Genomic DNA, 22607 nt, shown 5'->3' with positions numbered 1-22607 from the left:
CCGATGCCCGGGCATTGTGCTTGGCCGCCGGTTCAGTGAGGTTTTTCGAAGGGTTTCTCGAAGGTGATGGTCGGGCTCTGCCATTGCCCCTTCACGCTGTACTGCACGCTGGCGAAGCGTGCGACCTTGTCACCCAGCAACTTGTCCACCACGAACAGCGCGCCGCCAATGGCGGGAGCGCCGACGATCAGTGCCGCCAACGGCAGGTTGTTGGTCACCGGCAGAGTCACCAGCAGCTTGGCGTCGATCTCGTCGTGGGCCATGTCCAGGGTGCCGTTGAGTTCCAGGTTGCTCGACGGTCCATCCAGACGCAGCGGCTCGCGGGTGAAGTAGACGCCATCGGTGGCGGTGAGCACGCCCTTGACCCGGTCGTAGCTCAGGCCCTTGCCCAGCAGGTCGGAGAAGTCCAAGCGCAGGCGGCGGTTGATGGCGTTGAAGTTGAGCAGGCCGAACACCCGCAGGGCATTGGCGCCGCCCTCCACTTCGACGAATTGCCCCTTGCGCAGGCTCGCGTCCAGGGTACCGCCGAACCGCCGCAGATTCAGCGCCGCCGGCGACCCCGGCCAGTTGCCGTTGATGTCCACGCTGAAACGCTCGCTGGTCACGCTGGGCGCGAAGTCCCAGGCCTTCAGCACGTCGCCCAGGTTCTTGCCCTCGAGCTTGCCCTGGAAGGTGCTGCGCGCGCTCGCCTCAAGACCATCCCAGCGCAGGCTGCCCTTCACCGACAGGCCACGCAGGTCCAGATTCACATTGTTGAAGCCAACACCGGTAGGCGTCGGGCGCAGGTTGAAGCTCCAGGCACCGACCGGCTTGCCGGCCTTGAGGACCTGGCGGATGGACACGTCCATCGGCGGCAAGCTGCGCGGGTCGACCTTCGCCAGCGGGTCAGGCTGCTCGACTGCCTTCACGGAATCGATGGCCTCGCCCTTGGGCAGATCGAGACGGTCCAGGGCGATCTGGATCGGCTTCACCTTGCTGTCGGGCAGGGTGACCTTGCCGGAGACCAGCGAGCTGACCAGTCCAACCTGCCAACTGCTGTCGACACGCAACACATCCAGCGTGAGATTTTCCAGGGTCTGGCCAAAGCCTTTGAAGCGACCGATCTGCAGGTCTGCGCCGCGCAGCAGGCCAGCGGCGCCCTCAACCCCGGTATTGGAGTATTTCTTCGCGACCGCCATCCAGGCGTCGGCGTCGACTTCGTCGATCTTGCCGCGCACCTGGACGCCATTCCAGTTGGGCAGCACGGCCGGGTCGCCACCCAGGCGCAGCACGCCACGGCCGGCCAGCGGCTGGTCCGCCGGAGCCGCGTAAGCCAGGCTGGCGCGATCGCCGTAGGTTGCCCAGTAGCGTCGCTCGGCGCCCTCGAGGGTCATGCGCCATTCGCTCTCGCGGGTTTCCTGCGCGGCCTTGCCCAGCGGCGCCGGCAGATCGATGGTGACGCCCTGCAGGTTCGAGGCGACCTGCAGCTGGCTGTCCTTGCCGTCGAGCAGCAGGTTGAGCTGGAACGGCACGCGGCCGTCGACCGGCAACTGTTTCTGTACCTTGCCCCAGTCGAGCAGGGTCTTCACCGATACCTGGCCACCCACCAGCACCCGTGTACGCGGAGCGCCGTTGCGGCCTTCGGCGCGAATGCTGCCGGTGATACGGCTACCCAGCACCTGAGCGGAGATGTTCTGCCCGCTGAGGCCGCTGTCGGTGTCGTAGCGGAACTTGCCCTTCACCTGTTCGAGGTTCAGCTCAGGCTTGGCAATCTTCAGCTGCGCCTTGTCGGTGTCGAAATCGACGATCACCCGCGCCTTGCTCGCCTCGCCCTTGGCCAGCGGAATGTCGAGGTTGAGGTGGCCATTGAGGTCGCCCTTGCCTTCCCAGCCGGCGAAGGTGTGCGTCGCACCGATGGGCGAGTCCTGGAGGATCTTCAGGCCATCGACGAGGTTGCTGTCGATATCGCCGTCCACATGCAGATGGGCAACTTCCCCCGGGTTGGAATGGGGAATCTCCACCGAGACATCGCGCACCTGGCTGTTGAGAATCTGCCCGCTGGTTGCGTTGATGCTGACGCCGGTGTCCTCCACGCGCACCTCGCCCTCGGCCTTGCTCAGGCCGGGCCAGCCCGGCTGGTAGTCGAGCACGCCGTCATGGACCTTGAAGTACAGGGTCATGGCATGGGCTTCCGGCGCCGAGCCCTTCTGCAGCGAACCTTGCCAGAGGAAATAGCCCTGTTCGATGCGCCCACTCTTGATTGAACCTTTGAGCCAGGCAGCCAGATCCTTGCTCATCTGCGGGATGACGGTGGGCAGGTATTTACCGGTGTAGCGCGCATCGCCGTTGCTCATCCCCACGCGCAGGTCCATGTAGTCTTCCTGCGCCGGATCGCGCATCAGGCGAATCAGGATGTCGCCGGCGATGGCTCCCTCGTCGCCCTCCACCTGCATCAGGTGGCTGCCGAGGGTGAAGGCCTCGTCGTTGAACTGGAAGAACATCCGCGTGCGCGCGGTGCGGTAGTGCCAGGGCTCGGGGAACAGCGTGGCCAGGTGCAGCATGAAATCCTGGGCGTTGGCGTCCAGCGTGCCGCCGCCAAGGTTGCCGCGGAAGGTGCCGTCGACGTTGGCCACGGCCGGCACATCATGGAAGGCACTGACACCGACCTTCTCCAGGTTGGTGGCATAGGCGACGCGCTCGGCGCCCTCGCGCTGCGGCCAGTAATCGAAATTGACGTTGTGCAACACACCGTGCGGTTTCAGCCCTTCGAGCCACTCGATAGCCTTGTCCGGCAGCGGTGCCAGTGCTGTGATGGTCGGTCCCAGCGGGGTCAGGTCGAGGCGGTCGGCGCGCAGCTGCCAATGCTCCTCGTCCTTCATCCGGCGAGTCAGCTCCAACTCCACCTCGCCCCAACGACTTTCGCCGAAATTCGCTGCCAGATCGGCGATACGCAGATCGAAATCGTCGCCGTTGCGCTGGAAGAACAGGCTGACGCCCAGGTCGCTCAGGCTCACCGGCTTGCGGTCGCCCAGCGCGGCGTCGATCTTCGGGGCATTCAGGCGGGCTGCGGCGGAGACCGGCACGCCCTTGTCGATGGTCGCCCAGAATTCGCCGCCAGCCTTGGCGTGGGACAGCTTCCAGGCGCCAGTGAGACGCTCGGGCAGCCATTTGGCCCAGTCGGCCTGGGGCAGGCTCAGGTACAGCTGGGCCGAACTCTTCGCCCAGTCATCGCGGTTCAGCCGGGCCTCCAGCCGCGCCGCCACCGGTTCGCCGCCGGGCAGGCTGAAGCGTGCCTCCAGGCGCTGGCGGCTGCCGCTGCGCAGGGTCATGCCGACATAGTTCAACGACAGCGGGTTGGCCTGTTGCGGCAGTACGGTCAGTTGGCTGTCCATCAGCGACAGGCGATGTGGGGTCAGCAGCAGGTCCATGAGCTTGCGCGGGTCGGTGTCGCCGCCACGGCTGGGCAGGCCGTCGGCGTGCCAGTTGCCGTCCTCGTCCTCGCGCAGGGTCAGGTGCAGGCCTTCCAGCTCCAGGCTGTCGATGCGCGGCTGGCGCGCCATCACGCTGCCGAGGATGTCCGGGGTCAGGCGCACGCGCTCCAGGCGCAGCGAATCGGTGCCTTCGCCCAGTTGGATGTCGCGTACCACGATGATCGGGCTGAACCCGCGCCAATGCCCTTCCAGGGCGCCAATAGCCACCGGCAGGCCCAGTTGCTCGCTGGCTTTGCGCGCCAGATCGTCGCGGTACTCCGCCACCAACGGCACCAACTGCCGGCCAAGGCTGACGTACAAAGCCAGCAGCACCAGCCCCAGCGCCAGGAGGCCCAGGACGATGCGCAGCGAGGTGGCGAACAGGCGGCCGGCGCGATCCATGTCAGGCGGCTGCCTGTGAGGTGAAGCGAAGGGTCATCGAGCGGCCTCCCAGCCATCCAAGGTCGAACCAGGTCTGACAGTGTGCGTCAGGCAAAGCTCCAAAAAACCCCATGGCAAAGCTGCCGGCCGGCGGATCTCCACGATGTGCGAGCCGCCGCTCAAAGCAGGACCACGTCGTACTGCTCCTGGGAATACATGGCCTCGACCTGGAACTTGATCGGGCGACCAATGAACAGCTCCAGGTCCGCGACGTTGCCCGACTCCTCGTCGAGCAGGCGATCCACCACTTTCTGGTTGGCCAGCACCAGGTAGGAATTGGCCTGGTAGGCTCGCGCTTCACGGAGGATTTCCCGGAAGATCTCGTAACAGATGGTCTCGGCAGTCTTCAGCATGCCGCGCCCCTGGCAGCTCGGGCAGGGCTCGCAGAGCACCTGCACCAGGCTTTCGCGGGTGCGCTTGCGGGTCATCTGCACCAGGCCCAGCTCGGTGATGCCGATGATGTTGGTCTTGGCATGATCACGTTCGAGCTGCTTCTCCAGGGTCCGCAGGACCTGGCGGCGGTGCTCCTCGTCTTCCATGTCGATGAAATCGATGATGATGATCCCGCCCAGGTTGCGCAGGCGCAGCTGGCGGGCGATGGCGGTCGCCGCCTCGAGGTTGGTCTTGAAGATGGTCTCTTCGAGATTGCGGTGGCCGACGAAGGCGCCGGTGTTCACATCGATGGTGGTCATCGCCTCGGTCGGGTCGATGATCAGGTAGCCGCCGGACTTGAGCAGCACCTTGCGCTCCAGCGCCTTCTGCACCTCGTCCTCGACCCCGTAGAGGTCGAAGATCGGCCGCTCGCCCGGGTAGTGCTCCAGGCGGTCGGCGATTTCCGGCATCAGCTCTTCGACGAACTGCGTGATCTTCTGGAAGTTCTCCCGGGAATCGACGCGGATCTTCTCGATGCGCGGGTTCACCAGGTCGCGCAGGGTGCGCAGGGCCAGGGAGAGGTCTTCGTAGATCATCGTCGGCGCGCCGACAGTCTGGATCTGCGCGTCGATCTGGTCCCAGAGGCGGCGCAGGTAGCGGATATCGGCGAGGATCTCGTCCTCGCCGGCGCCTTCGGCAGCGGTGCGCAGGATAAACCCACCTCGCTCGACGATGCCCTCGGCCTCGACGCACTTGGCGACCACCTGCTTGAGGCGCTCGCGCTCGTGTTCGTCCTCGATCTTCAGGGAAATCCCGACATGACTGGTGCGCGGCATGTAGACCAGGTAGCGCGAAGGGATCGACAGGTGCGTGGTCAGCCGTGCGCCCTTGGTGCCGATGGGGTCCTTGGTGACCTGCACCACCAGGCTCTGCCCTTCGTGGACCAGCGCGCCGATGCTCTCCACCGCACTGCCCTCGCGGGTGGAAATCTCCGCGGCATGGATAAAGGCTGCGCGCTCCAGGCCGACGTCGACGAAGGCCGCCTGCATGCCCGGCAGCACGCGCACGACCTTGCCCTTGTAGATGTTGCCGACGATCCCGCGGCGCAGCGTGCGCTCGACATGGACCTCCTGCAGGACGCCGTTCTCCACCACCGCCACGCGCGATTCCATCGGCGTGATATTGATCAGGATCTCTTCGCTCATGCGCCCTTCCTTATCGCGCCCGGAGTCGTGCCAGCGCTACTTCGTGATCAAGACTGCCAGCTAGGGATGGAGAAGTCAGCCAGCAATGCCGCAGTTTCACACAGGGGCAGGCCGACCACGGCGCTGTAGCTGCCCTCGACGCGGCTGACGAAGACTGCCGCGAGCCCCTGAATAGCATAGCCACCCGCCTTGTCCTGCGGCTCGCCGGTTTCCCAGTAACGCTCGGCCTCCTCGGCGGAAATCTCGCGGAAGGTCACGCGACTGCTGACCACGCGTGCTTCGCAGCGGTCGCGATCGGCCACCGCCACGGCAGTCAGCACCTCATGCTCGCGGCCGGACAGGGCCTGAAGCGTCGCCAGGGCGTCGTCGCGGTCCAGCGGCTTGCCGAGGATGCGACCATCCAGCACCACGGCGGTATCGGCACCGAGCACGCAGACATCGGCGCGCTGGGCGAGGAAGTTCAGCCCGGCCAGGGCCTTGCTGCGCGCCAGGCGCTCGACATAGGCATGCGCCGACTCGCCGGACTCGGGCGTTTCGTCAATCGACGCAGGCACTATGTGGAATGGCAAGCCAATCTGGGTGAGCAGCTCGCGGCGGCGCGGCGAACTGGAGGCGAGGTACAGCTGGGCCATCAGGGACTCCGAAGCGGGCCCGCTCAACGCCGGCCCGGCGATTCCCCCGCAAGGGGGCGATCAATTGATGTTCAGGCGCAACCGCAGGGCCCGCAGCAATGTATAGACCCAGGGCCAGAGCAAGGCGCTGACCAGCGCCGGCAGCAGGAACACCAGGGTCGGCGGGCGATTGCCGGTCAGGGCGCTGATCCACAGCTGGACCAGCTGGGCGAGACCGAAGACCACCAGCAACACCAGGCACTGCTGCCAGATGGGGAACATGCGCAGGCGCTGGTGCAGCGACAGCACCAGGCAGATGATCAGGCTCAGGATCAGGGCGTTCTGCCCCAGCAGGCTGCCGTAGAGCACGTCTTCGGCAACGCCCAGCACCCAGGCAGTCAGCATGCCGACCTTGTGCGGCAGGTAGAGCACCCAGTAGGTGAGGAACATCGCCAGCCACAGCGGGCGGCCGATCTCCATGAAGCTGGGCATGGGCGCCACCGACAGCAACAGCGCCAGGAGCAGGGTGAGCCAGATGGCCCAGCCATTGTTCGAGCCCTGACCCGCCATCAGCGTCGGGTCCTTGCATCGGGGTGCGACGCCGGCGCACCAGGCGCGGCAGGCGCTGCGCCATTGGCGCCGGCCGGATGGGCAGGCTGTGCGGCGGGAGCCGCAGGAGCGGCAGGCTGCGCACTGTCATGTGGCTGGGCGGCCGGAGCGCCGGGCGCAGGCTGGGCCGGCGCGCCGGACTCGGCCGCCTTGCGGTCGGCTTCAGCCTGGGCTTCGGCGGCATCGGTGGCGCGCTGTTCGGGCGTGCGGCTGTCGCTGAAGACCAGCAGCACATAGCGGCTGCGGTTCATCTTGGCGGTCGGCACGGCACGGATGGTGGCGAAAGGCCCACCGGTGTCGTGCAGCACTTCCTTCACCACCGCCACCGGATAACCGGCCGGGAAGCGCTGCCCCAGGCCGGAACTCACCAGCAGGTCGCCTTCCTTGATGTCGGCGGTATCGGCGACGTAGCGCAGCTCCAGGCGTTCCGGGTTGCCGGTGCCCACGGCGATGGCGCGCAGGCCATTGCGGTTCACCTGCACCGGAATGCTGTGGGTGGTATCGGTCAGCAGCAGGACGCGCGCGGTGTAAGGCATCACCTCGACCACCTGGCCCATCAGGCCGCTGGCATCGAGCACCGGCTGGCCCTGGAACACGCCGTCCTTCTCGCCCTTGTCGATCAGGATGCGCTGGGTGAAGGGGTTCGGGTCGACACCGATCAACTCGCCCACCAGCACCTTGTCGTCGACCAGCGCGGACGAGTTGAGCAACTCGCGCAGGCGCACGTTCTGTTCGGTGAGGGTGGCCAGCTTCTGCAGGCGGCGCTGCATCAGCAGCTGCTCGGCCTTCAGGCGCTCGTTCTCGGCCAGCAGTTCGCTGCGGCTGGTGAACTGGTCGCGCACGCCTTCCCAGGCTCGAACCGGGATGTCGGCGATGCCATAGAAGGGGCTCAGCACGAGGCCCATCTGGCTGCGTACCGGTTTCAGGTAATCAAAGCGGGCATCGACCACCATCAAGGCGACCGACAGGACGGCGAGCACCAGCAGGCGCGCGCCCAGCGAGGGCCCTTTGGAGAATATCGGTTTGATGACCGGCTCCTAGCTGTGCAAGGTCGGTTGAAGATTCACCAGCGTGGGCGAAACGTTAACCGACCTTTACAGAGCTTTCCTACCTTATTCGGTGGAAAGCAGGTCCATCGAATGGCGATCCATCATTTCCAGCGCCTTGCCGCCGCCACGGGCCACGCAGGTCAGCGGGTCTTCGGCAACGATCACCGGCAGGCCGGTTTCCTGGGCCAGGAGCTTGTCCAGGTCGCGCAGCAGCGCGCCACCACCGGTCAGCACCAGGCCACGCTCGGCGATGTCCGAAGCCAGCTCCGGCGGAGACTGTTCCAGGGCGCTCTTCACCGCCTGGACGATGGTCGCCAGGGATTCCTGCAGCGCTTCGAGCACTTCGTTGGAGTTCAGGGTGAAGCTGCGCGGTACGCCTTCGGCCAGGTTGCGGCCACGGACGTCGACTTCGCGGACTTCGCCGCCCGGGAAGGCGGTGCCGATTTCCTGCTTGATGCGCTCGGCGGTGGATTCGCCGATCAGGCTGCCGTAGTTGCGGCGCACGTAGGTGACGATGGCTTCGTCGAAGCGGTCGCCGCCGACGCGGACGGATTCGGCGTAGACCACGCCATTGAGGGAGATCAGGGCGATCTCGGTGGTGCCGCCGCCGATATCGACGACCATGGAACCACGGGCCTCTTCCACCGGCAGGCCGGCACCGATGGCCGCGGCCATCGGCTCTTCGATCAGGTAGACCTCACGGGCGCCAGCGCCCAGGGCCGATTCACGAATCGCGCGGCGTTCCACCTGGGTGGACTTGCACGGCACGCAGATCAGCACGCGAGGGCTGGGCTGCAGGAAGCTGTTCTCGTGAACCTTGTTGATGAAGTACTGCAGCATCTTCTCGCAGACGCTGAAGTCGGCGATCACGCCGTCCTTCATCGGACGAATGGCGGCAATGTTGCCCGGAGTACGGCCCAGCATGCGCTTGGCTTCGGTACCGACGGCAACCACGCTTTTCTGGCTGCCATGGCTACGGATGGCGACCACGGACGGTTCGTTCAGGACGATGCCGCGCTCGCGCACATAAATAAGGGTATTGGCAGTGCCCAGGTCGATCGACAGATCACTGGAGAACATGCCACGCAGTTTTTTAAACATTGGAAAGAAACCCATAGGTGGCGCGTGGGTGAAAAGTGCGCGGGTAAAAAAGTGCGGCAAACTCTAACAATGACGGGGGTTTTGGGCAAGGCGGCAATTTATGCTAGATTCCTCGTTTTTCGGGCCTGCTCGGCCCGTCCCAGCGGCCTTCGACCGTCTGCCGCGGGTTCTGTTCCCCGCCCCCTCATTCCTTCCGGCCAGGTCCAGTTCGAACCGGGCCGCTCTAGCTGGAGATCCCGATGGCGCTTGAACGCTCCGACGTGGAAAAGATCGCCCACCTCGCCCGCCTGGGCCTGGAGGAAGCCGACATTTCGCGTACCACCGACACCCTGAACAACATTCTCGGCCTGATCGACGCCATGCAGGCGGTCGACACCGACGGCGTGGAGCCCCTGGCCCACCCGCTGGAAGCCACGCAGCGCCTGCGTGCCGACGCAGTCACCGAGGAGAACCGCCGCGAAGCCTACCAGGCCATCGCGCCGGCCGTGGAAGACGGCCTTTACCTCGTCCCGAAAGTCATCGAGTAAGCGCTAAGGACACGGACATATGCTGCATCAATTGACCCTCGCCGAAGTCGCCCGCGGACTCGCCGACAAGCAATTCTCTGCCCAGGAACTGGCCACTGCCCTGCTCGCGCGCATCCAGCAGCTCGACCCTCAGCTGAACAGTTTCATCACCGTCACCGAAGAAAGCGCCCTGGCCCAGGCCAAGGCCGCCGACGAGCGGCGTGCCAAAGGTGAAACCGGCGCCCTGCTCGGTGCGCCTATCGCCCACAAGGACCTGTTCTGCACCCAGGGCGTGCGCACCAGCTGCGGCTCGAAGATCCTCGACGCCTTCGTCTCGCCCTACGACGCCACCGTCGTCGAGCGCCTGGCGGATGCCGGCACCGTGAGCCTGGGCAAGCTGAACATGGACGAGTTCGCCATGGGCTCGGCCAACGAATCCAGCCACTACGGCCCGGTGAAGAACCCCTGGGACACCTCCCGCGTGCCGGGCGGCTCCTCCGGCGGCTCCGCCGCCGCGGTGGCCGCGCGCCTGATTCCGGCGGCCACCGGCACCGACACCGGCGGCTCGATCCGCCAGCCAGCCGCGCTGACCAACCTCACCGGCATCAAGCCGACCTACGGCCGCGTCTCGCGCTGGGGCATGATCGCCTATGCATCCAGCCTTGATCAGGGCGGCCCGCTAGCCCGCACCGCCGAGGATTGCGCACTGATGCTCGGCGCCATGGCCGGCTTCGACCCGAAGGACTCCACCTGCGTCGACCAGCCAGTGGACGACTACCTGGCCGCCCTGGCCAAGCCGCTGACCGGCCTGCGCATCGGCCTGCCGAAGGAATACTTCGGCGCCGGCCTCGACAGCCGCATCGCCGACGCGGTGATGAAGGTGGTCGAGCAGCTCAAGCAGCTCGGCGCGGTGGTCAAGGAGATCTCCCTGCCGAACATGCAGCACGCGATCCCTGCCTATTATGTGATCGCGCCCGCAGAAGCCAGCTCCAACCTGTCGCGCTTCGACGGCGTGCGCTACGGCTATCGCTGCGAAAACCCGAAGGACCTGCAGGACCTGTACAAGCGCTCCCGCGCCGAAGGCTTCGGCGCCGAGGTGAAGAACCGCATCATGGTCGGCACCTACGCGCTTTCCGCTGGTTACTACGACGCGTATTACCTGAAAGCTCAGAAAATTCGCCGCCTGATCAAGAACGATTTCACCAGTGCCTTCGCCGAAGTCGACGTGATCCTTGGCCCGACCACGCCGAACCCGGCCTGGAAACTGGGCGAGAAGAACAACGATCCGGTCGCCCAGTACCTGGAAGACATCTACACCATCACCGCCAACCTCGCCGGCATTCCGGGCCTGTCCATGCCTGCCGGCTTCGTCGATGGCCTGCCGGTGGGTGTCCAGTTGCTCGCGCCGTACTTCCAGGAAGGCCGCCTGCTCAACGTCGCGCACCAGTACCAACTGGTCAGCGACTGGCACACACAAGCACCGGCTGGGTTCTGAGGAAGGATTACGATATGCAATGGGAAACCGTGATCGGGCTGGAAATCCACGCACAGCTCTCCACCCAATCGAAAATATTCTCCGGTAGCGCCACCACCTTCGGCGCCGCCCCGAACACCCAGGCCAGCCTGATCGACCTGGCGATGCCCGGCACCCTGCCGGTGCTGAACCAGGAAGCCGTGCGCATGGCCTGCCAGTTCGGCCTGGCGATCAACGCCGAAATTGCCGAGCGCAACGTCTTCGCCCGGAAGAACTACTTCTACCCGGACCTGCCCAAGGGCTACCAGACCAGCCAGATGGACCACCCCATCGTCGGCAAGGGCCACCTGGACATCACCCTGGAAGACGGCACCGTCAAGCGCGTCGGCATCACCCGCGCACACCTGGAAGAGGACGCCGGCAAGAGCCTGCACGAAGACTTCCACGGCATGAGCGGCATCGACCTGAACCGCGCCGGCACCCCGCTGCTGGAGATCGTCTCCGAGCCGGACATCCGCAGCGCCAAGGAAGCCGTGGCCTACGTCAAGGCGATCCACGCACTGGTGCGCTATCTGGGCATCTGCGACGGCAACATGGCCGAAGGCTCGCTTCGTTGCGACTGCAACGTCTCGGTACGCCCGAAGGGCCAGGCCGAATTCGGCACCCGTGCCGAGATCAAGAACGTGAACTCCTTCCGCTTCATCGAGAAGGCGATCAACCACGAAGTGCAGCGCCAGATCGAGCTGATCGAGGACGGCGGCAAGGTCGTGCAGGAAACCCGCCTGTACGACCCGAACAAGGACGAAACGCGCTCCATGCGCAGCAAGGAAGAAGCCAACGACTACCGTTACTTCCCCTGCCCGGACCTGCTGCCGGTAGTGATCGAGCGCGCCTTCCTGGACGATCTGCGCGGCCAATTGCCGGAACTGCCGGACCAGAAGCGCGAGCGTTTCGAGAGCCAGTATGGCCTGTCCGCCTATGACGCCAGCGTGCTGTCCGCCAGCCGCGAGATGGCCGACTACTTCGAGAAGGTCCAGACCATCTGCGGCGACGCCAAGCTGGCCGCCAACTGGGTGATGGGCGAGCTCTCCAGCCTGCTCAACAAGGACGGCCTGGAGATCGAGCAGTCGCCGGTCTCCGCCGAGCACCTGGGCCAGATGATCCTGCGCCTGAAGGACGGCACCATCAACGGCAAGGCCGCGAAGACCGTATTCGCCGCCATGGCCGAAGGTGAGGGCTCGCCGGACGAGATCATCAAGGCCAAGGACCTGGTGCAGAACACCGACAGCGGCGCCGTCGAGAAGCTGCTGGACGACGTGCTGGCAGCCAACGCCGAGCAGGTCGAACAGTACCGCGCCAGCGACGAAGCCAAGCGCGGCAAGATGTTCGGCTTCTTCGTGGGCCAGGCCATGAAAGCCGCCAAGGGCAAGGCCAACCCGGCGCAAGTGAACGAACTGCTGAAGAAGAAGCTCGAAGCCTGAGCCCACACTTCAACGACGCCGGGCTTGCCCGGCGTTTTTTCATCCGGAGGTTCGATGCTGCGACCCATGGCCCTCGTCGGCTGCCTGGCCCTGCTGGCCGGCTGTAGCACCACGTCTTACGACAGCGACTCGGAAGTCTCCGGCCGCGGCTACCGCGCCGAAGGCACCGCGTCCTATTACGGCAAGGCCCACCATGGCAAGCGCACCGCCAGTGGCGAACGCTTCAACCAGAACGCCCTGACTGCCGCGCACCGCACGCTCGCCTTCGGTACGCGGGTGAAAGTCACCAACCTCGACAACGGCCGCAGCGTCGTGGTGCGCATCAACGACCGCGGGCCATTCGGCCGCGGGCGCATCATCGATGTGTCGAAAGCCGCCGCCGAACAACTCAACATGCTGCGCTCCGGCACCGCCCGGGTGCGCCTGGAAGGTCTCTGAAGGAGCCAAAAGTGAGCAACGACAACCGCAAGGCCGGCGAGCAGGTTCGCCGCGAAGTGATGGGCGACGTCTTCGTCGATCGTGCCCTGGGCAATGCCACCGAGTTCACCCAGCCGCTGCAGGACTTCGTCAACGAGCACGCCTGGGGCGGTGTCTGGAACCGCGAAGGCCTGCCGCGCAAGACCCGCAGCCTGATCACCCTGGCCGCGCTGACCGCGCTGAAGTGCCCGCAGGAACTCAAAGGCCACGTGCGCGGCGCGTTGAACAACGGCTGCACCGTGGAAGAGATTCGCGAAGCGCTGCTGCACTGCGCGGTGTACGCCGGCGTCCCGGCGGCCATCGACGCCTTCCGCGCGGCGCAGGAAGTAATCGACGCCTGGCAGGCCGATCAGAAGGCCTGACCGTAACAACTGTAGGAGCGAGCTGGCTCGCGAATGGATCCGCTAGCAAGCTCGCTCCTACAAGGGCATTACGGGTAACTGAACCGCTTCACCAGCGTCAGCTCACCGGGCTGGCGCATCGGGATCAGGAAGGACTCCTGCTTCTCGTTCACCGTGCCCTCCTCCGTGACGATGGTCACCTGCGCCGTGGTCAGCGGCTTGGCCGCGTTCACGTCGCCGGAGCTCTCGTCCGAGCTCCAGCCACCGCCGTAGTAATTCACGTAAACCAGATACTGCCCCTTGAGCGGCGTCGGGCTGGCGATGATTTCCGGGCCGTAGCCGGTGGTCACGTCGACGTCCTGGGCCGCGCCGTTGGGCAGTGAGCGATTGCCGTACCAGACATGCCCGCCATCGGGCGTCACCAGGTGCAGGTCGAGGTCGGTGTTGTCCGAGTCCCACGACAGCATGACCCGCAGCTTGGCCGCCACCTCGCCGCCACCACCGCCGTGGTAGAACTGCACGCGCTTGTGCTGCTGGCCGTCCGGACTGATGACCTCGACACTGTTGGAGCCCGCGGGGAAAGCGAAGGGACGGTCAAACCTGCCATCGTTTTCGACCCGCATCGGCATGGCCGCGCCGTTGACCACCAGGCGCGCCGGCTCCTTGCTGTCCTTGGGCAACCCACGGATTTCGCCACGGATGCGCGCGGTATCGGACTGGTCTTCCCGCGAGTTCACCGACGCCGCCGGGTAGTTCACCGTCTGCCGGAAGTCGGCCTTGTCGCCGTCGCCCGCGCGCCAGCCGCCCAGCGGAGTATCCAGGCGGATCGGCGATTCGGCGGCCTGCACGCCGAGCGGTATCAGGCTGGCGAGCAGAGACAGGCGGAGCGCATAGGCAAGTTTCATGTCGATCATTCCAGTATCAGGCGACGGGCCAGGCTTTCCACGTAGCCCTCGTCTTGTCCATTGGGGTGCGCCTGGAATGCCAGGTGCAGGTATTCGTGAGCCAGGTCGAGGCGGTCCTGCTGGGAGTACAGGCCACGCACGAAGATGCGCTGGCGTTCGCGGTCGACGTAGGGGCGACCGCTGCTCAGTCGGCACACGGCGAAGGACTGCAATTCTTCATAACCCGCCTCTGCTTCCAGCCGCGTCCGCCAGTTGCGGCGCTGTGCCTGCAGCCAGCGCTCGGCCTCCGGCAGGGGCTGGCAGGCAGCGGTCGGGTTGCTCCAGCGGCTCAGGCTGGTGCGCGGGAAAGTGCGGGCGAGAATGGCGTCGTAGCGCAGGCCCTTGGCGGCCTGCTCCTGGGCGTCGCGCCAGGAGAGTTTCGACTGCCCCGCCTCGTCCGAATGATAGGTTACGGTGCCGCCAGCCAATACCAGATCGGCGGTCCAGGCGGCGATGCCCCGCGCCGCCTCGCTGGCAGGGCGCGGCGCCACGCGCTGGCGTTGACTGCTGTCGTCGATGCTCAGACAGTCACCGCGCGGAGCGCCGTTCTGCAACAGGTAAGTCCGGATGGTCACGGCCAACGCCTTGGCGGCTTCCGGCGGCGTGGCCGACGCCTCACGATCCAGCACTCGTGCAACGTATTCCTCGCGGGATAGGCGGGCAGTCAGGCGCGTCCCCAGGGGGCCGCGTTCCAGGAACAGATCACCGTTGCTGTCCACGTCGAGGCGAACCCCGTTGGCGAACAGTACGCTCTGCCGGCCTGCCAGCACCCCCTCGGCAGCCGGTTGATTGCGCGCGTCGTAGACCTCCTTCAGTGGATAGCGACTGAACAGGCTGACTTCCACGCAGCGTCCCGGATCATGCGGCCAGGGCGCCGGCAGTGCAGCGCCGATGGCATTGCCGTACTTCGCCAGCACCGTCTTGCTGGTGCCCGGTCCGCGCGCCCAGAGCGGAGTACCGTCCACCAGCCAACCGGCAAAGCCGCCTTCGCGCTTGCCATTTTCATCCCAGCTCCAGGTCTTCACCCGCAGACGTCCACCCAGTGCGGCCGGGGCACGCCCCTCATCGGCAGCGAGGCTGACGTCCAGCAGCACCTTTTGCGCCTGTTCCTGGGCGGGCAGGTGTTGTAGTTGATCGAGCAGTTCGGCGACCGGCACTTCGGTTTGCGCTGCCAACTTGTCCAGCTGGGCGATCCAGCCCGGCGCATGGCGCGCCTGCCAGTACTGCTGCCAGACCGCGCCGTCGATACCCAACCGCTGCGGCTCGAAGTACAGGCCACAGGACTTCACCAGCGCGGCGTCACGTTCGATGCTCTGCCCGGCCGTGCAGCAATAGACTTCTTCCTTGCTCTCGCCACGGCACTGATAGGCCGGCTCCTGCTGGCCGGTATCGTTCAGCCAGGCATAGACGAACAGCTTCCACAGGCTGCCCAGCGGCGCCTTCAGCTCAGCCGGCAAGGGCTGGCGATCCAGTACCTGCTGCGGCCCGAGGCGCAACAGCTCATCGCCCTGCGCGCTGCGCCAGGCCAACTGCGCCTGCTCTTGCGAGCCGGGCGCCGCAAGGGCGCTCAGCGGCAACAGCAGGATCAGCCCGGCAAGGCGTGCGCGCATGGATTACCGGACCTTGATCTTCGCCAGGGCCGGCTGCTGCTCCAGCGCCTGCTCCTGCGGCGCATAGAGGCGCTGGTAGCGCGCCGGCGGCAGGACGAACTCGCCCTTCTGCGAGAAGCGGACCAGATGACGGAAGCGCAACTCGCCGCCCAGGGTATCCACCGGCACGCCGTAGAACAGGTCGCCCGGCTCGTTGCGCGCGCGCTCCAGGCTGGTCGCCTCGACGCCGCCCAGGCCGCTGATCTGCAGGCCCCAGGTGGTGCGCTCGACATCCGCACCCGGCGGCAGCGGCACTTCCAGCATGCCGTAGCGCAGGGCCTGCGCCTGATCGGTGGTGAGGGTCACTTCGTCCAGGTACAGCTCGTCGCTGGACAGCGGTTTGTCACCCAGCTCCTCGGCCTTGAAGGCGAAGGCGTCTTCGCCCGGAACCAGGCGCAGCAGGCGCCGCTTGATGGTCACCGGCAACTGGCTGGCCGGCGCCTCGGCGCTGCGGAAGGTCACCGAAGCATTGAGCGGACGCGACGGCGCGGCGCTCAGGTCCAGCTGCACTGGCACCTCCTTGCCCTGCCATTGCCAGAAGGCGTCACCCGTGGTGCTGTGGCCTTCCTTCCAGTCCGCCACCGGCTTGGGCAACTCGGCGGCCGGGGCTTCGGCTACGGCGCGCTGCATCCAGGTCAGCGCCAGGGCGCGTTCGACGGTGGACTGCTGCGGCGCCAGGCTCAGCAGCAGCGCGCGAGCACGGCTGGCATCCACGCTACCGCTGTAGAGCTGCACGGCACGGGCGAACGGCTGGTCACTGGTGTTCAGCTTCAGGCGTGCGCCATCCAGTTGCTTGGCGAAGCCTTGCGGCAGCGCGACCTTGTTCTGCTCGGCCAGGCTGGCGGTCAGCACGCGAGCCACCGCCAGACCCAGTTCGGAGTCCGGCCGGCCCATGACCAGGCTGTCGTCGCTGTCGAAGTCGTTCACGGACTTCGCTGCCTCGCCGTTGCCGGCGTTTTCCAGGTCGGTGAGCAGGCCGCTGACCAGCGTCTGTACCGGCAGTTGCATGTCACGGGCGAAGGCCAGGATCAGCGCACGCTGCAGCAGCGGCGTGGCGCTGGCACGCGCGGAGTAGAGTTCCAGCACACGCTGCCAGTGGTCCGGCGGCAGCTGGATGTCCAGTGCGCGGCTGGCATGCCAGTCGGCGTAATAGGCATACGCCGTGAGGAAGGCGTCGTTGTCTTCGCCGCCCCACCAGGTGAAGTAGGCATCCGGGCCAGCCATCTGCACCAGGCGCAGGCGGCTGGTCTGCATGATCAGGCGCAGGCGGTCACGCACCCGCGGCTCGCCATTGGCCAGCATCGGGTAGGCGACGCTCAGCGGCAGCAGTTGGCTGGCAGTCTGCTCGACGCCACCCCACGGATAGTCGAGCAGCGAATCCAGATTGCCACGCAGCAAGGCTTGGGCGCTGTCATCCAGGCGCAACCTCACATCGCGGGCATCCGCCGGCAGCTGCAGCGGGGTGTTCTGCGCATTGACCTGCAACGGCTTGGACTGCAATACCTGCCAGCTATCGGCGACCAGGCTGAAGTGCACGCCGAGACTGTCGCGAACCTGACCGTCCTGGCGCAGTTCCACGCTCCAGTCGCCGTCGCTGAGCGGCTGCTTCGGCAGGGCGATGTAGTTGACGCCGCGCTTGAGCTCCAGCGCCTGGGTCTGCTCCTCGCCATTGGCGCGGATCAGCAGTTCGGCCTTGGTGTCCTGCTCGCCCTGGTTGAAGACGAACAGCCCGAGGTCCGGCGCATCGCCGCTGCGGAAGCGTTTCGGGCCGCTCCACTTCAGGTACAGCGGTTTCTCCGAGCGGATGAATTGCTTCTTCTGGCCAACCTGGCCTTCGTCATCCATGGCGCGGGCAGTGATGCGCCAGCGGGTCAGGGAATCCGGCATGCGGAACTTGAACTGCGCCTTGCCGTTGGCATCGCTGACCAGCTCGGGTTCCCAGGCGGCGGTGTCCACTTCCTCACGGCGCGGGCGCTCCAGCACCTTCACGCCACGCTCGCTGCGGTTGGCGCGGCCGGGCGCGCTGGGCGTGCCCGGCAAGGCGACGTCGTAGCTGATGAACGACAGGCTGGCGCTGGTGCGCACGTTATTGCGGCGCGGGTGGTAGAAGAACTGGTCGATGCCCGGCGCGATCTCCGGCTGCAGCGCGTAGATCATCTCGTCCACCACGCTCACGGTGAGGTGGCTGGAGACGGGCTTGCCGGCGTAGGTGGTGTCGAGATTGACGGTGACCGTCTCGCCCGGCTCGTAGCGTTCCTTGTCGGTGCTGACGGCGATTTCCACCTGCGGCACGGCGACCTTGATGCCGGCGTTCTGGAAGCTGTAGTCGCCGCTGCGGGTGTAGAGCACGGAGAAGGTCAGGTTCGGCGAGAACTCCGGCTTCACCGGGATGCGCGCGCGGTACTGGGTCGGGTTGAGCTTCTCCAGCTTCAGCCAGTCGCCGCCCTTGGACAGCAGTGCGGTGGCCTCGACCTTGTCACGCTCCAGCGACAGCAGCGCGTCATCCACCGGCTCGGGGAAGGTGATCAGCGCCAGCGCCTCGTCACCGGCCTTGTACTCGGCCTTGTCGAGGACGATTTCCACGGTGCCCGGCACGGCCTTCACGCCGTCGCCGCTGACCGAGTGGCCGGTGCCGCCGAGCAGTTGGCCGGCCTTGTCGCGCAGTTCGACGCTGTAGGTACCGGGCTTGTCGAAGGTGATGGCGAACTTGCCGTCGGCCACCGCGCCGTCGCCGCTGCTGCGGTCTTCCAGGCGCAGCCAGCGGTAGGCGGTGGGCTGGATCTGGGTCTGCTGCTCTGCGGCGTAGCTGAACTCGACCTTATCACCGGCAGCGCTGAAGCGCTGCGGCGCACTCACGCGGTAGCGCGCGGCGCCGCGCTCGATGAGGATTTCCTTGCTGGTCTTCACGCGGTACGCGGCGCCATCGCTGGCGAACACGGTGAGCATGTAGCGGCTGGGCTTCTCCGCCGCCGGCAGGTCCAGCGCGGCGCGGCCCTGGGCGTCGGTGGTGATCTGCGCGCTGGACAGCTCCACGGGGAACTGGCCGAGGTACTGCAGTTCGTTGTCCACCACGGACAACTGCTGGGCGCGCAGGCTCAGCTCCAGGCGCGCGTTGGCCACCGGCTTGCCGTCGGGGTAGAGCAGGATCAGGTTGCCCTTCACCGGCTCGCCGGTCTTGAAGTCCGGCTTGGCGAGGTCGAGGGAAATCTCGAAGTGCGGCTTGATGTACTCGGCAACACGGAAGGCGCTGCTGTAGGTCTGGTCGCGGTAATCGAAGCGCAGCTCGTAGCCGCCGGCCACGGCGTTGTCCGGCAGCTGGAAGCGGCCGCTGGTGCCGCTCTTGGCGTCGTACTTGAGGTCCAGCGTCTGCAGCGTGGTGCCGGCGGCGTCGATCACCGACAGGCGCAGCGGGGCAGCTTGCGGAGCCTGCGATTCGCGGGAGTTCTTGAACTCGCGGCCGACAATCTTCAGCGATACCCAGTCACCCGGACGGTACAGCGGCCGGTCGGTGAAGGCGTAGAGCTTGGTGTCGTAGATTTCGCTGTCGTAATAGAAGTTCTCGGAGACGAAGACACCGCCCTCCTCATCCTCACCGATCACGAAGGAGCGCTCCGGGCTGGCGTGCTGCAGGCGCAGCAAGCCATCGGCGTCGCTGCTGCCGCTGCTCATCACGCCGAGGCCGTCAGTCCACAGTACCTTGGCGCCGCCCACCGGCGTGCCTTCATGCTTGCGCGCGGTCCAGACCAGCAGCTCGTTGCCGGCGATCTTGCTCACCGCAACGCTGTTGGAGACGAACACCACGGTGGTCGCGCGGTATTTGCCGACCAGGGCCTCGACCAGATAGAGGCCGGGTTTCAACTTGCCCAGCGGCACATAGACGTTGCCGGGAGCGACGTTGATGAATTCGCTGGAGGAGCCGGCCAGGGTGACTTCCTTAGGCGGCTGGATCGGCTTGGCGTCCCACAGCGGATAGCGGAACTGGCTGACCATCGGCAGGCCGGGGATCGGCGCGTACTGCGGCTGGGCGTCATACGGCGTCGGGGCGCCCATGGCATTGCCCATCTTCAGCTCGGGCACCACTTCGGTGACCTGCTGGCGCGACTCGTAGGAGAAGGTCCGCTGCATCACCCGACGCGACTTGCGGTACCAGTTGTCCCACAGGTAAGCCAGCGTGTTGGACAGGCCCTCGCCCTTGAACTGCCCCTCGGACAGCACGCGGTGCAGGTTCTTCTGGCGCTTGAGGAAGTCCAGCGGCTGGTCGATGCGGTAGACGCGGATGTCCGCTCCGCCGTATGGCTCCATGCGGTAGCGACGGTAGTCGCGGCCCGGCGCTTCCAGGCGCACCTTGGCCACTTCGTCGGAGGCGAAGCTGGAGTCGGCCAGCAGGAAGAACGACTCGCCGGCCATGGGCGTGTAGTTACTCGCCGGAACGTCGTCGTCCGCCTGCACAAGTGTGGGTGCGGCGGCGATCAGGCCGGCGCAGGCCAGGGCTGCGGCAATGCCGCGCAGCGCGTTCATCGGGTCAGGAAGGACAAGCGATAGACGCCGATAAAGTTGGGATTGGATTCGTCGGGTATCCATCGGGTGTCCTTCCATGTCATGAGTTGTTGCAGGCTGACCGAGCGCATGCCGTTGTCGGTCGCCGTACGAGTGCCGGTGTGATAAGCGATGTCGCGGCCCATCCAGATCATCAGATGCTGGTCATCGCCCTGGTCGAAGAACATCAGGTCGCCGGGGCGCGCCTGGTTGAGGTCGCGGCCAACCAGCTGGCTGTTGTACTGAATGAGTTTGATCGCATTGACGTAGGGGCCGGTCTTGCCACCGCCCTGCTGCCAGCTCTGCGCGAGGTTGCGCTGCGCGTCGGTAAGCTCCAGCTCCGGCGGCAGGTAGCGGTTGGACATGCCGTTGGCGCGCAGCCACTTGGCGTCGTGAACCTTCAGCGCCTCGTTGGCAGCGAAGCGCACCAGGCCCGCGCAGTCCTGCTGGTACCAGCGCGGGTTCGGCCCACGGCGCAGTTGTTCCTCGGCGATGCGCACGAACCAGGCGCGGAACACCTGGGTCTGCTGCGCATCCAGTGCCGGCTCAGCCGCATGCGCCAGCGTGGCGACAAGCAGACCGGCGAGCAGTGTGAGGGGTTTGCGGATCACAGCGCCTTCCAGTCCAGCGGCAGCCACTCCCATTCGCCGCTCGGCTCGCTGCCGGCCGGCAGGGTCAAGGCGTAGGAGCCGTTACCGGCGAGGGTCTTCAGGCGTGGCAGGAGCAGCGTATCGGCGGCGTTGCGGAACACCGGTTCGAGGTCCTGCGGCAGGCTGTCGAGGGTTTCGCGCTTGAGCAACTCGGACAGCGTCTTGGGCGCCAGGTAGGCCGGCACCAATGCATCCTTGGGCAGCACGTCGGCCAGCGGCGGGTAGCGTTTGGCCAGAGTATTGCGCGCCTTGTCGAGGAGCTTGTCGTCGATGGAGAACAGCAGGGTGTTGCCATCGCGCAGCAGGCTGACACGGAAGAAGCCGTTGCCGCTGACCTGGTCGGGATTCTCCGCCTCGCTGGCCGGGTACTGGCCGAAGCGCGAGCTGACCTGGCGCTGCCAGAGGCGACCATCGCCTTCGGCACGACTTTCCACCTCGAAGGCGCCCGCCTCCACATTGGCCTCGTAGGCGCCGATCATGCTGCCGAACAGCTTGCCCAGTTGATCGTCCAGCTCGGGGCTGGCGGGTGCGTCGAGCTTCACCGCGAGCAGCGGCGAGTGCAGGCGTGACTCCGGGTACCAGCAGAGGCCGGCGGCACCGGAGAGATGCTCGGAGAAGGCGGCGGCCATCTTCTGCTCGGCGCCCAGCTTGACCAGCATGTTGTCGTACAGCCCCGGCGTGACCGGAAGAGCAACGCAGGCGCTGGCTCCCATGGGCATGGCCTGCCAGACGGGGGTGAAATCCAGATCCGGCTGACGTGCCACTTCATTGAGCGCCAGGTAGCTGTGCCAACCGTCCTTGCCCTGCTCGAAGCGCACACCGGCGAAGGTCGGGATCAAGCGCTGATAGCCCATGGCGAGCACGCCGGCGCTCAGGGTAATACGCTGCTTCAGCTCACCGCGCGGCTCCAGGGCGAAGTCCTTGGCGAACAGCGGCTCGCCCTCCAGCGCACTGCCCAGGTCCTTGGCAACTGCCGCATCGGGCTCACCGAGGTTGTCGTAGTCCGGATTGGGGAAGAGCATCTTCGGGTTCGACAGCACCAGCATCTGGTCGCCACGGGAGACGAACAGCAAGGTCTTCTCCGCGCCGTAGCGCAGGCTGTAGACCGGCGTGGCGGCGCCTTTCACCTGGATCTCCGAGACCTTCTTCAGCTGGGTATCGTCGGCAGCCACCTTGGCCAGCGGCTCCAGGACCTTGGCCAGGCCACCGCGCTTGAGGACCACCATGAAGTCGCGCAGGCGGCCATCGGCGCCGCGCCACAGGGCGACCTGGGCCGGCTGGTCGAGCAGTTCCTCGATCACGCTGTCCTTCAGGGTCAGGTCATGCTCGTAGACGATGCGCCGCAGCGTGCCGGTCAGGCCCAGGCGGTCGGCGTTATTCTCGTAGTAGAAGACGAAATCCTCGGTCAGCACGTCGCGCAGCAACGGCACTTCCAGCACCGCTTTGGGCAACTGGCTGAGGGAGGCGCTTTCGATCAACGCGTCCGGGCGCTTGAGGTCGCGCACCACCTCCGGGCTTTCCGGCGCCTCCAGGGTGCCCACCGGTGCCGAGTGGAAGGCGGGGATCAGGCCAAAGGCCAGGGCCAGGCCGCCGGCGACCAGTGCGGCAGCCACCACACCGATGGCGATCAGCGGCCCACGGCGCGGCGCTTGTGCTGCCGGCGGCGTCGGAGTGCTGTCTTGACTGCTGGAGGGCGTATTGTCGCTCATGGA

16 protein-coding genes are annotated in these 22607 nt (G+C 66.2%); 5 read left to right on the top strand and 11 right to left on the bottom strand.

All coding sequences use genetic code 11. The features are described 5' to 3' along the window. Positions 1 to 32 precede the first annotated feature (32 nt). From LDJ84_RS05685 to mreB, 6 genes are all read right to left on the bottom strand, one after another. Positions 33 to 3851, bottom strand: a complete 3819-nt coding sequence (locus tag LDJ84_RS05685; RefSeq protein WP_226046062.1) for a YhdP family protein — start codon at positions 3849 to 3851, stop codon at positions 33 to 35. A gap of 158 nt (positions 3852 to 4009) precedes the next feature. Next, positions 4010 to 5467: a ribonuclease G gene (gene rng / locus LDJ84_RS05680; protein ID WP_045209573.1), complete on the bottom strand. Its 1458-nt coding sequence runs from the start codon at positions 5465 to 5467 to the stop codon at positions 4010 to 4012. Positions 5468 to 5514: 47 nt separating this feature from the next. Next, on the bottom strand, positions 5515 to 6099 hold the full coding sequence (locus LDJ84_RS05675) for a Maf family protein (protein WP_024766557.1): 585 nt from the start codon (positions 6097 to 6099) through the stop codon (positions 5515 to 5517). A gap of 60 nt (positions 6100 to 6159) precedes the next feature. After that, on the bottom strand, positions 6160 to 6648 hold the full coding sequence (mreD, locus tag LDJ84_RS05670) for a rod shape-determining protein MreD (RefSeq protein WP_024766558.1): 489 nt from the start codon (positions 6646 to 6648) through the stop codon (positions 6160 to 6162). Beyond that, on the bottom strand, positions 6648 to 7667 hold the full coding sequence (gene mreC, locus LDJ84_RS05665) for a rod shape-determining protein MreC (RefSeq protein WP_263987026.1): 1020 nt from the start codon (positions 7665 to 7667) through the stop codon (positions 6648 to 6650). The genes mreD and mreC overlap by 1 nt, the downstream gene beginning before the upstream one ends. A gap of 132 nt (positions 7668 to 7799) precedes the next feature. Further along, a complete protein-coding gene (gene mreB, locus LDJ84_RS05660; protein ID WP_017518164.1) occupies positions 7800 to 8837 on the bottom strand; it encodes a rod shape-determining protein MreB in 1038 nt (345 codons plus the stop codon). A 239-nt stretch (positions 8838 to 9076) separates the two neighbouring features. Here mreB and gatC point away from each other — a divergent pair, with 239 nt between their 5' ends. Genes gatC through LDJ84_RS05635 form a run of 5 tightly spaced genes read left to right on the top strand, consistent with a single transcriptional unit; the run spans position 9077 to position 13137 of the window. After that, positions 9077 to 9364 carry an Asp-tRNA(Asn)/Glu-tRNA(Gln) amidotransferase subunit GatC gene (gene gatC / locus LDJ84_RS05655; protein ID WP_015475813.1) on the top strand — a complete coding sequence of 96 codons (288 nt, stop codon included), beginning with the start codon at positions 9077 to 9079 and terminating at the stop codon, positions 9362 to 9364. A gap of 19 nt (positions 9365 to 9383) precedes the next feature. Then, on the top strand, positions 9384 to 10838 hold the full coding sequence (gatA, locus tag LDJ84_RS05650; protein ID WP_196912266.1) for an Asp-tRNA(Asn)/Glu-tRNA(Gln) amidotransferase subunit GatA: 1455 nt from the start codon (positions 9384 to 9386) through the stop codon (positions 10836 to 10838). 14 nt (positions 10839 to 10852) lie between these two features. After that, the gene (gene gatB, locus LDJ84_RS05645; protein ID WP_024765928.1) at positions 10853 to 12298 is read left to right on the top strand and encodes an Asp-tRNA(Asn)/Glu-tRNA(Gln) amidotransferase subunit GatB; all 1446 of its coding nucleotides are present in this window, start codon (positions 10853 to 10855) and stop codon (positions 12296 to 12298) included. 54 nt (positions 12299 to 12352) lie between these two features. Next, on the top strand, positions 12353 to 12736 hold the full coding sequence (locus tag LDJ84_RS05640; protein WP_024765927.1) for a septal ring lytic transglycosylase RlpA family protein: 384 nt from the start codon (positions 12353 to 12355) through the stop codon (positions 12734 to 12736). A gap of 59 nt (positions 12737 to 12795) precedes the next feature. Next, positions 12796 to 13137: a carboxymuconolactone decarboxylase family protein gene (locus LDJ84_RS05635; protein ID WP_054906694.1), complete on the top strand. Its 342-nt coding sequence runs from the start codon at positions 12796 to 12798 to the stop codon at positions 13135 to 13137. 68 nt (positions 13138 to 13205) lie between these two features. On the opposite strand, the gene LDJ84_RS05630 is transcribed toward LDJ84_RS05635, so the two are convergent. Genes LDJ84_RS05630 through LDJ84_RS05610 form a run of 5 tightly spaced genes read right to left on the bottom strand, consistent with a single transcriptional unit; the run spans position 13206 to position 22604 of the window. After that, entirely contained in the window at positions 13206 to 14021 is an 816-nt protein-coding gene (locus tag LDJ84_RS05630) for a YfaP family protein (protein WP_196912267.1), read from the bottom strand. 5 nt (positions 14022 to 14026) lie between these two features. Continuing rightward, positions 14027 to 15670 (bottom strand): DUF2300 domain-containing protein, encoded by a 1644-nt coding sequence (locus LDJ84_RS05625; RefSeq protein WP_196912268.1) that lies wholly within the window; start codon positions 15668 to 15670, stop codon positions 14027 to 14029. Positions 15671 to 15673: 3 nt separating this feature from the next. Then, positions 15674 to 20227 carry an alpha-2-macroglobulin family protein gene (locus tag LDJ84_RS05620; RefSeq protein ID WP_226046061.1) on the bottom strand — a complete coding sequence of 1518 codons (4554 nt, stop codon included), beginning with the start codon at positions 20225 to 20227 and terminating at the stop codon, positions 15674 to 15676. Continuing rightward, on the bottom strand, positions 20224 to 20889 hold the full coding sequence (locus LDJ84_RS05615; RefSeq protein WP_037007436.1) for a DUF1175 domain-containing protein: 666 nt from the start codon (positions 20887 to 20889) through the stop codon (positions 20224 to 20226). The genes LDJ84_RS05620 and LDJ84_RS05615 overlap by 4 nt, the downstream gene beginning before the upstream one ends. After that, positions 20853 to 22604 (bottom strand): DUF2138 domain-containing protein, encoded by a 1752-nt coding sequence (locus LDJ84_RS05610; RefSeq protein WP_226046060.1) that lies wholly within the window; start codon positions 22602 to 22604, stop codon positions 20853 to 20855. Before LDJ84_RS05610 ends, LDJ84_RS05615 begins: the two co-directional genes overlap by 37 nt. Positions 22605 to 22607 lie beyond the last annotated feature (3 nt).

The organism is Pseudomonas sp. HS-18 (genome assembly GCF_020401845.1).
GTDB lineage: Bacteria > Pseudomonadota > Gammaproteobacteria > Pseudomonadales > Pseudomonadaceae > Pseudomonas > Pseudomonas nitroreducens.
Note: the sequence above shows the minus strand (reverse complement) of the source record. Positions and strands in the feature narration are given on the sequence as shown.

Bases quoted from the DNA above. Each gene is read 5' to 3' on its own strand.
- gatA (WP_196912266.1), top strand. From the start codon at position 9,384: ATGCTGCATCAATTGACCCTCGCCGAAGTCGCCCGCGGACTCGCCGAC.
- LDJ84_RS05685 (WP_226046062.1), bottom strand. From the start codon at position 3,851: ATGGATCGCGCCGGCCGCCTGTTCGCCACCTCGCTGCGCATCGTCCTG.
- LDJ84_RS05675 (WP_024766557.1), bottom strand. From the start codon at position 6,099: ATGGCCCAGCTGTACCTCGCCTCCAGTTCGCCGCGCCGCCGCGAGCTG.
- LDJ84_RS05620 (WP_226046061.1), bottom strand. From the start codon at position 20,227: ATGAACGCGCTGCGCGGCATTGCCGCAGCCCTGGCCTGCGCCGGCCTG.
- LDJ84_RS05635 (WP_054906694.1), top strand. From the start codon at position 12,796: ATGGGCGACGTCTTCGTCGATCGTGCCCTGGGCAATGCCACCGAGTTC.
- LDJ84_RS05640 (WP_024765927.1), top strand. From the start codon at position 12,353: ATGCTGCGACCCATGGCCCTCGTCGGCTGCCTGGCCCTGCTGGCCGGC.
- mreD (WP_024766558.1), bottom strand. From the start codon at position 6,648: ATGGCGGGTCAGGGCTCGAACAATGGCTGGGCCATCTGGCTCACCCTG.
- LDJ84_RS05610 (WP_226046060.1), bottom strand. From the start codon at position 22,604: ATGAGCGACAATACGCCCTCCAGCAGTCAAGACAGCACTCCGACGCCG.
- LDJ84_RS05625 (WP_196912268.1), bottom strand. From the start codon at position 15,670: ATGCGCGCACGCCTTGCCGGGCTGATCCTGCTGTTGCCGCTGAGCGCC.
- rng (WP_045209573.1), bottom strand. From the start codon at position 5,467: ATGAGCGAAGAGATCCTGATCAATATCACGCCGATGGAATCGCGCGTG.
- gatC (WP_015475813.1), top strand. From the start codon at position 9,077: ATGGCGCTTGAACGCTCCGACGTGGAAAAGATCGCCCACCTCGCCCGC.
- gatB (WP_024765928.1), top strand. From the start codon at position 10,853: ATGCAATGGGAAACCGTGATCGGGCTGGAAATCCACGCACAGCTCTCC.
- LDJ84_RS05615 (WP_037007436.1), bottom strand. From the start codon at position 20,889: ATGGGAGTGGCTGCCGCTGGACTGGAAGGCGCTGTGATCCGCAAACCC.
- mreB (WP_017518164.1), bottom strand. From the start codon at position 8,837: ATGTTTAAAAAACTGCGTGGCATGTTCTCCAGTGATCTGTCGATCGAC.
- LDJ84_RS05630 (WP_196912267.1), bottom strand. From the start codon at position 14,021: ATGAAACTTGCCTATGCGCTCCGCCTGTCTCTGCTCGCCAGCCTGATA.